The organism is uncultured Dokdonia sp., from assembly GCF_947492815.1.
Taxonomy (GTDB): Bacteria; Bacteroidota; Bacteroidia; order Flavobacteriales; family Flavobacteriaceae; genus Dokdonia.
The window spans coordinates 95042-106907 of record NZ_CANLOB010000005.1 but is presented as its reverse complement, the minus strand read 5'-3'; the positions used below and the strand labels follow the sequence as shown (position 1 = coordinate 106907).

Sequence of the window (11866 nt, the reverse complement as noted above, 5' to 3'; positions counted from 1 at the left end):
TTTATATTACGAATTATACATCGCATCCAGAAGTTCTTTAATCTTTTCTGGATCTGAATAGGTTTGTAAATCTTGTTGTACGGCTTGTAAGTTATGCATAGGAAAAGCACCTTCCAAACTTTCAATAGTATTACTCGCAGATGCATGTATTTCCTTAAAACCAGCATCAATAAACTGCCCTATATTTGTTGGTCGTATGCCTCCTCCAGGTAAGATAACAGGTTTATTATTCGACTTTTCGAGCAACATTTTAAGCACAAATAAACCTGCAAGTGCTGTATCAGATTGCCCTGATGTAAGAATACGGTCTACGCCTATTTTCTGAAGTGTTTTAAGTGATTCTATGGCATTAGGTGTCCAATCAAAAGCACGATGAAATGTAAATGCCATCCCACCAGACGCATCTACAAGAGTTTGTGTACGTTCTTCATCTATGGTAAGATCAGACTGCAGTACTCCAGAAACAACACCAGCTACTTTGATGTTTCTACAAAACGCAATATCACGTAGCATCACATCAAACTCATCATCATAATACGTAAAATCACCACTACGAGGACGTATTAATACATAGACAGGAATTTCTAAATCTGCTACTACTTTTTCTATTAAACCATGACTGGGTGTAATCCCTCCTAAAGCAAGTTCGCTACACAACTCTATACGCTGTGCACCTGCTTTTTGAGCAGCTATAGCCGACTGATATGAATTTGCACAAATTTCTAATAACATATCCCGAAAGTACATAAAATAAAAAGGATCTTACACATCTAATAGCATTGATTTAAGCATCGTATTTAAATATTATAAATGCCTAATCTTTTCTGTATCTTTCTGACTTTAAATTTCACAGATATGCGTTTTAAAATCCTACTTCTTCTTCTAATAAGCATTTGTTTTAGCTGTAAAAAAGATACCGTTTCTGTCGCTACAGCAGATCAATCATTAACTAGTTATGTAAACACATTTATTGGGACAGGTGGTCATGGTCACACCTACCCAGGAGCAACCATGCCTTTTGGAATGATGCAGTTAAGTCCTGACACTAGATTAGAAGGTTGGGATGGTTGTTCTGGATATCATTACGACGACACCTATATCTACGGATTTAGCCATACGCACTTAAGCGGGACAGGAATTTTAGATTATGGCGATATTTTATTAATGCCTACAACGTCTGTAAATTTCCATAATGGCGCTGATGGACAACCTGGTTATCGCGCTCCATTTTCACATGACAAAGAAAAAGCAAGTCCTGGTTATTATGAGGTACATTTAGATAGTACAAATATTGATGTTGCCCTTACAGTGACACAAAGAGCAGGGATGCATAAATACGCTTTCGCGAAAGCGGATAATCAATACATCATCTTAGATATTGAACATAGAGACATCTTATTAGATGGCAGTATCAATATCCTTTCTGATACTGAAATAAGCGGACATAGATTTTCTGAATCATGGGCTAAAGAACAAAAATTATATTATTATATAAAGTTTAGTAAGCCTATAGCTAATGATGGCACACTATTCTACAGCTATATTGAAGAAGGAACAGGAGCCCACTCTAATAGTAAACCCATTAAAGGACCTATTACTAAAGCTGCTTTAAAATTTGACAACCCAAACAACGAACCAATTTATGTTTCTGTAGGAATTTCGGCGGTAGATGAAGCAGGTGCTAAAAAGAATTTAGAAACTGAAATCGGTTCTAAAACCTTTGAGCAAATCAAGCAGGAAGCAAAAGACACTTGGGAAAAGCAACTTTCTAAAATAGTGATTGAAGATGCACATCTAGATAATAAAACCAATTTTTATAGTGCTTTATATCACACCATGATCGCTCCGAATATCTATCAAGATGTAGATGGAAGATATCGTGGCATAGACCAAAAAATTCATGAGACTACAGATTTTGAGTATTATACCGTATTCTCATTATGGGATACCTACAGAGCTGCGCACCCACTATACACGATTATTGAAGAAAATCGCACCAATGACTTTATAAATACATTCCTTGCCAAATATAACGAGGGAGGTATTCTACCCATTTGGGATCTCTCTGCAAATTATACAGGCTGCATGATTGGATATCATGGTGTTCCTGTGATTGCAGATGCCTATATGAAAGGAATACGTGGGTATGACACAGACAAAGCTTTTGAAGCCATGTTACATAGTGCTACGAGAGATCATTTGGGTCTTGAAGCTTATAAAGAATTTGGATATATCCCTGTAGAAGAAGAATCTGAATCGGTATCTAAAACATTAGAATATGCTTATGATGACTGGACGATTGCACAAATGGCAAAATCTAAAGGAGATATGGATACTTACAACACCTTTATAGAAAGAGCGCAATATTACAAAAATACCTTTGATCCAAGTAGTAAATTTATGCGTGGTCGTGTGCGTAATACGTGGTTTTCTCCTTTTGATCCTTTTGAAGTAAACTTTAATTACACAGAGGCAAATGCATGGCAATATAGTTTTTATGTTCCGCAAGATATTACTGGATTTACAAAGCTAATTGGCGGTAAAAAAGTATTAGAAACACAATTGGATGAGTTGTTTACCGCAGCGTCACAAACCTCAGGACGTGATCAGGCAGATATCACTGGACTTATTGGGCAATACGCACATGGTAATGAGCCTAGTCATCATATGGCATATTTATATAACTTTATCAACAAGCCATATAAAACACAGGAAAAAGTACGTGAAATTTTAACCACCTTATACACAAATGAACCTGATGGCGTTTCTGGAAATGAAGATTGTGGTCAGATGAGTGCTTGGTATGTATTAAGCAGTATGGGTTTTTATTCGGTAACGCCTGGTAGTAGTCAATATATTATTGGAGCTCCGCTATTTGATAAAGCTTCTATCTATCTTGAAAACGGAAATACATTTACCGTACAAGCAACCAATCTTTCTGATGAGAATATCTATATCGCTTCCGCGAAATTAAACGGAACTTCCTACCCATACTCGTATATTACCCATGAAGATATTACAAAAGGGGGATCATTAGTTTTTGAGATGAGCGCTCAACCTTCTAATTGGGCGACAGATGATGCACATATTCCAAGTACTGAAATTAAAGAATCACTTATTGTACCTGTTCCGTTTATTGCCAAAGGTGATATTGCCTTTAAAAAACAAACAGAAATTGTATTAGGTACCGGAGAAGAAGAAACAACGATTTACTATAGTGCCTCTGAAGGTGATTTCCTAAAGTATGAAGGACCTATTACCATTACAGAACCCACTACTCTTTATACCTATTCAGAGAAAGAAGGACAAAAAAGTGTCACGATAAAAACTGAGTTTTATAAAATAGACGAAAATCTATCTATACAACTAGATGCCGAGTATGCAAATGCATACAATGCAGGAGGAAATGATGCACTTATCGATGGTATACGAGGAACCGCTAACTTCCGAACGGGCACTTGGCAAGGATATCATGACAGGGATGTTATCGCTACCGTTGACTTAGGAAAAAACCAAGACATTACATCCATAGAAACTAATTTCTTAGAAGATCAAGGAAGCTGGATTTTCTTCCCTACAGAAGTTGAATTACTGGTCTCTTCTGACGGCAAAAATTTCAAACCCTATAAAAGTCAAAAAATAGCAACTCCTACACCAACAGACAAGGTGGCTATCAAAACGATTAAAGGAGAAGGAAAACGCTCAAATATTCGGTATGTAAAACTCATTGCTAAAACACTAGGACCTGTTCCTACATGGCATAAAGGACATCCTTATAAAGGACGTAGCTGGGTGTTTGTAGACGAAATTGCTATACAGTAGTGGATGTTTTTAGGGTCATATTAGAATTCTTCAGAACTGACATTTTCATTTCTTTTGGTTTACTAACTATTCCACTATTAATAGGACGTTTTATTCCAAAAATAAAAGATACTGTCTCAAAAATTGATGAAGCAGCTTGTCGTTTTATTATATTTTCTGGAATAATATATACAGTGACTATTCTCCTATCGTACGCATATCTTTTTCTAGTTATATTAGACTCAAATAATGAGTATGCAATTACCAACAGAGCGACGGGGCCTTATGCGTGGGCATATTGGCTCATGATGTTTTCTTGGTTATTTATCACACAACCTTTTCGCTTTAAACTCGTACGCAAAAACATTTTAATAAGACTCATCTCAATCCCATTTTTCTTAATTACTTTAGAGCAATATATCATTCTAATTACATCGATACACAGAGATTACTTACCCATAAAATGGTCAGATATTGACTTAGGGGTTATTCTAAACGTAGCTCCTTACTGGCCTCTTCATCTTATTTTAAAGCTAGCAATATTTATAGGGTATGTATTTATATTTCAGTGGATACATCAAAAAAGAATAAAGTAGTATCTTAATCCAATTATTTTAAATATACATTACACGCTTTCCCGAAAGGGAAGTTTGCATTAAATCAATCAAAAACGAAATCAACATAGACTACACTAGATGAATAGAAGGAAATTCATACAAAATACAGCAATCACTGGAGCAGGCATTGCTACAGGTGTTTCAGCAATAAGTTGCAAAGAAGGTGAAAGTAAGACTTCAGAAACTAAAAAAACTACTATCACTTCAATATCAAAACCTAATTACATATCGATAAGTACTTGGAATACTGAAAGTGCTAATACGGCTTCTGGAGAATTATTAGCAAAAGGAAAATCGGCACTAGATGCTATTATAGATGGTGTCGCGGTAGAAGAAGCTAATGAAGAAAATACGACGGTAGGAATTGGGGCAACACCAGACAGAGAAGGTAATGTTACCTTAGATGCCTGTGTAATGTCACCAGACGGAGATTATGGTGCTGTGCTTGCTGTAGAAAATATTGTTCATGTAGCTGCACTAGCTCGTAAAGTCATGGAAGAAACGCCACATGTAATCATGGCGAGCAAAGGCGCTGAAGAATTTGCATATAGCCAAGGATTTAAAAAAGAAAAACTACTCACTCCTGCTTCTGAAAAAGCATGGAAAGAATGGTTAAAAACCAGTAATTACCAGCCAGCTATCAATGTAGAAAACCATGACACAATCGGTATGCTTGCCATGGATACATCTGGAGAAATTGCAGGTGTTTGCACTACTTCAGGATTAGGATATAAAATGAAAGGGCGTGTTGGTGATTCTCCCATTATAGGTGCTGGTCTTTTTGTAGATGATGAAGTAGGTGCCGCGGTAGCTACAGGTATGGGCGAAGAAGTTTTAAAAACGGTTGGAAGTTTCCTAGTGGTAGAATTAATGCGTAATGGAATGTCTCCACAAAAAGCTTGTGAAGAAGCTATACATCGCATTGTCAAAAAAGGAGATCGTTATAAAGATTTTCAAGTAGCATATATTGCTATGAACAAAAAAGGGGAAACTGGAAGTTATGCAATACACGAAGGATTTACAATGATGAAATATCAAGATGGAAAATCAGAAAATATCAATTCAGATTATTTCAACAAGGCATAATTAAGCTCGAATTTTGCTGAAAAATTATAAAAAAATCACATTTATCTATTTTTAACACAATTATACTTTTGCAAAAGAATACTCAGATTAAATTACCATAATAATCGTTGTAAGGAAAAGTTTACTAAAAAAGTCAGTAATCTATTCATAATTTAAAATTAAAAGCTCATTTTTGCTACTGTAAGCATTTAAAAACTTGTATTTTAGCTAAAAACTAAAAAAAAATTAAAAAAATTAAAAATCAATTTCAAAGTTGAATTTTTACAAATTTTTAAATTATAAATACATGATTATCAATATTTTAAATATTAACAAGTAAAAAATTATTTTAACAAAATACGATTACTGAAAAACCGTCGTTATATTATAAATAACACGTAATTAAAGATAATCAAGCTCTAATAATGAGTATTTTATAATTTTCTATTATATTTGCAAACGCCCTAGAGGCAAAAGACATTTAAGACTGTTGTAATTGACTTTTAAATAATCAATTATGATTTGGGGTGAAAGCCAAGCATCTTGCTTGGCTTTCTTTATGCTTATAACTCAACAAAGCAGTATCTCGTATACTTATTTTCAAATCAATTGGGGTCGCGAGTATACTACATATACTATGATATCTTAATCACACACGAGCGGTTATTCTTATTAGAACATCTTGCTTGGCTTTCTTTATTCACATAACTCAACAAACAGTAATTTTATACTCTTATTTTCAAATCAAAAAGGGGTCGCGAGTATACTACATATACTATGATACCAAAATCATACACGAGAGATTATTCTTATTAGTTTGCTTAACTCACTACAAACATTAATTTATAAAAACAAAAAGGTCATCTAAATAGACGACCTTAAGAACAAGCACTCATACTTTATTTATGAACGATTACACGTTCCTCCTGCTTGCTCTATAGCACTTATAAATTCATCAAAAGTAACACCTTCTAAATCTTGAACCTCTTCTATTCCTTCAAAGATAACTGTGATAGTTCCATCTTCATTGTCACAATACTCCGTTGTAAATACGATACCTAATGCACTTAATTCACAAGTTTCACATATTGGACCATCATTACTATCATCATCAGATGAACACGCAGTAAACATAAATCCGCTAATAACCGTAGCTATTAAAAAAAATCTTTTCATAATTCTAGTTTTGTATTAATTATATACCCCTACGTTCCTTATTCATAAAAATGTTACCCATGAATAGCTAAAACCATGTCTTGATATTAAAAATCACCTCATCCTAATAACACACATTACAACTATTAGGTAATAGCGATAGGAAATTATAGATACACTATCAGCAATGATTCAAAACAACTATATAGCGGACAATTAATTAAAAAATAATGACTACTTTCAGATGGATATGTAATCTATCATATTTTTGAACACCACTATTTTTCGTGAGGGATTGCAATGAAAATCCCACAGCCTGACCTTTAGTGAAGACGAGGAACCTGCCTTCCGGCAGGCAGGTTGCAATGAAAAGCCCGACCTGATTCCTGAATTTTTTCAGGATGAAGGACACGCCCAAATATCAAAAAACAACTAAATTACATATCCATTACACGGCATTGTATCACTCTTAAAATGAAATCTTATGAAATTTGGAGGAACTATTATCATTGATCAACCTTATGAAAAACTAGCCGCATTATTTGCCGACACAAATAATCTAAAAGAATGGCAAGAAGGCTTTCAAAAAAAAGAACTTACAAAAGGCACCGAAGGAGAAAATGGAGCCGTTTCTAAAATCTACTTGATGCAAGGAAAAAGAAAAATGGAATTAACAGAAACTATTGTTGATAACCAACTCCCCCATTCCATTGAAGCAACCTACCATCATATGCATATGGATAATACATTAAAGACTTCTTTTATCCCTATAAATGACACCCAAACTGAATACAAAACTGAAGGCGAATACACCAGAGTACGTTGGGTGATGCCAAAACTCATGATGATCTTATTTCCTTCTATGTTTAAGAAACAAGCGTATAAATGGATGGAAAACTTTAAACGATTTGCTGAAAGTCAAGAATAAGAGCGCTTAATACCAAAGCTATTATAAATAGAATAACTACTTATTAACACCCCTATAATTTCTGCCCTCATCTTCTTACATTTGAATGTAGCATAATTACGCTTTTGATTCGTCAAAGTTTATACTGAGCTTGTCGAAGTACGAAGCGTATAAAAATTCCTTCCAAGTGACCAATACTGAAGAAAACACACAAAAAAGACTTTTTTTACTTGATGCCTTTGCACTCATATTTAGAGGCTATTACGCACTGATAAAGAACCCTAGAATCACCAGTTCTGGAATGGATGTAAGCGCCATTATGGGATTTACAAATAGTCTTTTTGACGTGATTCGAAGAGAACGCCCTGACCATCTGGCCGTTGCCTTTGATAAAGGAGGTAGTAGCGCTCGTGTAGAAGCCTTTCCTGAATATAAAGCAAATCGTGACGAAACTCCTGAAGCTATAAAAATAGCCGTTCCTCATATCAAGGAAATTTTAAAAGCCATGCACATTCCTATTGTAGAACGTGAAGGTGTAGAAGCAGATGACCTTATAGGAACCTTATCAAAACAAGCCGAAAAAGAAGGCTACAAAGTATACATGGTCACTCCAGATAAGGACTATGCACAATTGGTTTCTGAAAATATATTTATGTACAAGCCTGCCCGAATGGGAAATGGCATTGAAATCTGGGGGATTCCAGAAGTACAAAAACGTTTTGAAGTAGAGCGTCCAGAGCAAGTGATTGATTACCTAGGAATGATGGGAGATGCCAGTGATAATATTCCTGGATTACCTGGTGTAGGTGATAAAACCGCTAAAAAGTTTATCGCTGCCTATGGCTCTATGGAAGGGCTACTTGAAAATACAGATCAGCTTAAAGGAAAGATGAAAGAAAAAGTCGAGGCAAATGCTGAGCTTGGATTACTTTCAAAACAACTAGCTACTATTATGCTAGATTGTGATGTTACTTTTGACGCATCAGATTATGAGCTTTCAGAACCAGATGCCGCAGCTGTGGGTAAAAAGTTTGACGAACTGGAATTCAGACGTATGAAAGATCAGTTTGTAAAAATATTTTCTGGAGAAGCACCACCACCTACCACGACAACAGCTACCAAAAAACAAGCTCCAAAACCAGCCGCTGGTGAAGGACAGTTTTCTTTATTTGGCGGAGATGGAGATGCCATTACAGGAAGTATGGATGCCGCTTCTACTCGCAAATCAATAAAAGACACTACGCATTTTTATCAAAGTGTGGATAGTCCGCTTTCGCGAAAGCTATTCCTGAATAATTTGATACAACAACCATCAGTATGCTTTGATACAGAAACAACAGGTCTCGATCCACTTACAGCAGAGCTTGTAGGAATTGCATTCTCTTGGGAAGTAGGTAAAGGTTTTTACATTCCGTTTCCAGAAGATCAAGAAGAAGCAACGGCATTGATTCAAGAAATACTACCATTTTTTGAAGCTGAAAGCATTGAAAAAATAGGTCAAAACCTAAAATACGATCTTAAAGTACTTGCCAAGTATGGAGTTACTGTAAAAGGAAAACTCTTTGATACCATGCTCGCACATTACCTCATCAATCCTGACATGAGACACAACATGGATGTGCTTGCAGAAACCTATCTCAATTACACCCCTGTATCTATTACAGAACTGATTGGAAAAAAGGGAAAGAATCAGCTTTCTATGCGTCAGGTCCCATTAGATCAACAAACAGAATATGCCGTAGAAGATGCAGATATTACATTACAGCTTAAAAAGCATTTTGAAAAAGAGCTAGACGAAGCAGGAACAAGGAAATTATTTGATGATATTGAGATTCCATTACTACGAGTGCTGGCCGCTATGGAATTGGAAGGGATCAATCTAAATGTTGACTTTTTAGAGAAACTTTCTGAAGAACTAGAAGCAGACATCACACGTCTCACCTCAGAAATTTATGCTGAAGCTGGTGAAGAATTTAATATCGGATCACCAAAACAATTAGGAGAAATCCTTTTTGATAAAATGAAGTTGGTAGACAAACCTAAAAAGACCAAGACTGGTCAGTATTCTACAGCAGAAGATGTACTTTCTTATCTAGCAAAAGATCATGAAATCATCCAGAAAATATTAGATTATAGAGGACTTACAAAGCTAAAATCTACTTATGTAGATGCCTTGCCAACACAGGTAGGAATAGATCATCGTGTACATACAGATTATATGCAAACGGTAGCCGCTACAGGACGTTTAAGTTCTAACAATCCAAATCTTCAAAATATTCCGATTCGTACAGAACTTGGCCGTGAAGTGCGTAAAGCATTTATTCCGCGTAATGAAAACCACACCTTACTCGCTGCCGATTACTCTCAAATAGAGTTACGTATTATTGCTGCTTTAAGTGAAGAGGAAACGATGATCAAAGCATTTCAAGACGGAGAAGATATTCATGCTTCTACCGCTGCTAAAGTATTTAATGTGCCTCTAGACGAAGTAACGCGTGAGCAACGTAGCAATGCCAAAACAGTGAACTTCGGAATCATTTATGGGGTGTCTGCATTTGGATTAAGTAATCAGACAGATCTTTCACGATCAGAGGCTAAAGAATTGATAGATACGTATTACAAAACGTATCCAAAGCTACGTAACTACATGAGCGAGCAAGTAGATTTTGCCCGTGATAATGGGTATGTAAAAACCGTATTAGACAGACGTCGTTATTTAAAAAATATCAATTCAGGAAATGCCATTGTGCGCGGCGCTGCAGAACGTAATGCTGTAAATGCACCTATACAAGGAAGTGCTGCCGATATTATTAAGCTTGCCATGATCAATATTTACGAAAAACTTGAAAACAGCGACTATCAAACCAAAATGCTACTTCAGGTACATGATGAATTGGTATTTGATGTTCCTAATGAAGAGTTAGAAACCATGAAAACCCTCATCAAAACTGAAATGGAAAGTGCCTTTAAAATGACGGTACCATTAGACGTAGAAGTAGGACTAGGTCATAATTGGTTGGAAGCGCATTAATATTTCAAGAGAAAAGAGCATAGAAAAAAGAGAATAGACTAGGCATAGATGACTGAGTGATTTTAGATAGAAACATCGTGCATATCTAAAATTGTATCGAAGTCACCGCTTTCGCGAAAAAACCACACCTCCCTAGCCCTCCTTCTTGGGAGGAAAAACTCTTCTCTAAATAAATTTAAAATCACAGTAATAAAAAATAAGTCTCAAAAACCTCCCTCCTAAGAAGGAGGGATTGATGGAGGTGTAAAAATAGAGTAACACTCTAAATTAGAGTAGCACTCTATTCTCTACGTATACTCAAAAGAATAAACCGTATTCATGTAACTTTTACAACATATATAGACTAGTAGAAATGGTTATCTTCATATTTTACGCATCATACTATATGAATACAACCCATTTATTTATATTTACAAATCATCAAAACAATTTAAACCAACTATGGAAGGTCTTTTTACACTAGACAGTTTATTCACTTTATTAATGCTCGTTCTTTTACAAGTTGTATTAGGATTTGACAATCTTCTATACATCTCTTTAGAGTCTAAAAAAGCACCTGCCGAAAAGCAAAGCTATGTGCGCAGACTCGGCGTAGGAATGGCAATTGTATTACGTATTATATTACTCTTTGTATTGATGTCACTTATTCAATACTTTCAGGAACCCTTTGCAAGTTTGCATGATAACAACATTATAGAGTTTTCTTTTAATGTACACAGTGTTATTGTTCTGGCTGGAGGTATCTTTATTATCTATACCGCTATCAAAGAGATTTGGCATATGATGCTCATTAAAGAGCATGAAGCGACGGAAGAAAAACGTTCTTCTGTAGGAAAAATAATTTTCTGGATTGTTGTCATGAACCTTGTGTTCTCTTTTGATTCTATCTTGAGCGCCATGGCACTTACTAGTGGCATGGAATTTAAAGCACAAATGATTTTGATGTCTGTAGCGATCATTGCTGGTGGTATTCTTATGATTGTCATGGCAGATAAAGTTTCCAATTTCCTTCAGAAAAATAGAATGTATGAAGTATTAGGGCTTTTTATTCTTCTTATTGTAGGAATTATGCTACTATCAGAAGGAGGACATCTAGCTCACTTATCATTCTTTGGAAATCATATTACACCTATGAGCAAAACAACCTTCTATTTTGTCATTATTGTATTAGTACTTATAGACATCGTACAGGGGAGATATCAGAAAAATCTTCTAAAAGCAAAGCAAGAAAAAGAAGAAAATATTCATTAAGTATACGCTTTCAAGAAACGTAGTGAAGCAGAAGTAGCA

The 11866-nt window shown here is 35.4% G+C and carries 8 protein-coding genes; 6 read left to right on the top strand and 2 right to left on the bottom strand.

The genetic code is table 11. The features are described from left to right. Nucleotides 1–6 precede the first annotated feature (6 nt). A complete protein-coding gene (locus Q1A01_RS07235) occupies nucleotides 7–732 on the bottom strand; it encodes a copper homeostasis protein CutC (RefSeq protein ID WP_299678168.1) in 726 nt (241 codons plus the stop codon). A gap of 123 nt (nucleotides 733–855) precedes the next feature. On the opposite strand from Q1A01_RS07235, the gene Q1A01_RS07230 reads away from it, so the two are divergent. The 3 genes from Q1A01_RS07230 to Q1A01_RS07220 all read left to right on the top strand — a co-directional run bounded on the left by Q1A01_RS07230 (nucleotide 856) and on the right by Q1A01_RS07220 (nucleotide 5504). Beyond that, entirely contained in the window at nucleotides 856–3822 is a 2967-nt protein-coding gene (locus Q1A01_RS07230) for a GH92 family glycosyl hydrolase (RefSeq protein ID WP_299678165.1), read from the top strand. Next, the gene (locus Q1A01_RS07225) at nucleotides 3822–4397 is read left to right on the top strand and encodes a hypothetical protein (RefSeq protein WP_299678162.1); all 576 of its coding nucleotides are present in this window, start codon (nucleotides 3822–3824) and stop codon (nucleotides 4395–4397) included. Before Q1A01_RS07230 ends, Q1A01_RS07225 begins: the two co-directional genes overlap by 1 nt. Nucleotides 4398–4496: 99 nt before the next feature. Next, nucleotides 4497–5504, top strand: coding sequence for a N(4)-(beta-N-acetylglucosaminyl)-L-asparaginase (locus Q1A01_RS07220; RefSeq protein ID WP_299678160.1), 1008 nt, complete (start codon nucleotides 4497–4499; stop codon nucleotides 5502–5504). 882 nt (nucleotides 5505–6386) lie between these two features. Here Q1A01_RS07220 and Q1A01_RS07215 read toward each other — a convergent pair. Continuing rightward, nucleotides 6387–6659: a hypothetical protein gene (locus tag Q1A01_RS07215; RefSeq protein ID WP_299678158.1), complete on the bottom strand. Its 273-nt coding sequence runs from the start codon at nucleotides 6657–6659 to the stop codon at nucleotides 6387–6389. A 463-nt stretch (nucleotides 6660–7122) separates the two neighbouring features. On the opposite strand from Q1A01_RS07215, the gene Q1A01_RS07210 reads away from it, so the two are divergent. The 3 genes from Q1A01_RS07210 (at nucleotide 7123) to Q1A01_RS07200 (ending at nucleotide 11827) form a co-directional block, all read left to right on the top strand. After that, nucleotides 7123–7566 carry an SRPBCC family protein gene (locus Q1A01_RS07210; protein WP_299678156.1) on the top strand — a complete coding sequence of 148 codons (444 nt, stop codon included), beginning with the start codon at nucleotides 7123–7125 and terminating at the stop codon, nucleotides 7564–7566. Nucleotides 7567–7732: 166 nt separating this feature from the next. Next, complete coding sequence (polA, locus tag Q1A01_RS07205) at nucleotides 7733–10576, top strand: DNA polymerase I (protein WP_299678154.1); 2844 nt, start codon at nucleotides 7733–7735, stop codon at nucleotides 10574–10576. 441 nt (nucleotides 10577–11017) lie between these two features. Next, on the top strand, nucleotides 11018–11827 hold the full coding sequence (locus tag Q1A01_RS07200; RefSeq protein ID WP_299678152.1) for a tellurium resistance protein TerC: 810 nt from the start codon (nucleotides 11018–11020) through the stop codon (nucleotides 11825–11827). The last annotated feature ends 39 nt before the right edge of the window (nucleotides 11828–11866 follow it).

Bases quoted from the DNA above. Each gene is read 5' to 3' on its own strand.
- Q1A01_RS07235 (WP_299678168.1), bottom strand. From the start codon at position 732: ATGTTATTAGAAATTTGTGCAAATTCATATCAGTCGGCTATAGCTGCT.
- Q1A01_RS07230 (WP_299678165.1), top strand. From the start codon at position 856: ATGCGTTTTAAAATCCTACTTCTTCTTCTAATAAGCATTTGTTTTAGC.
- Q1A01_RS07220 (WP_299678160.1), top strand. From the start codon at position 4,497: ATGAATAGAAGGAAATTCATACAAAATACAGCAATCACTGGAGCAGGC.
- Q1A01_RS07215 (WP_299678158.1), bottom strand. From the start codon at position 6,659: ATGAAAAGATTTTTTTTAATAGCTACGGTTATTAGCGGATTTATGTTT.
- Q1A01_RS07210 (WP_299678156.1), top strand. From the start codon at position 7,123: ATGAAATTTGGAGGAACTATTATCATTGATCAACCTTATGAAAAACTA.
- Q1A01_RS07200 (WP_299678152.1), top strand. From the start codon at position 11,018: ATGGAAGGTCTTTTTACACTAGACAGTTTATTCACTTTATTAATGCTC.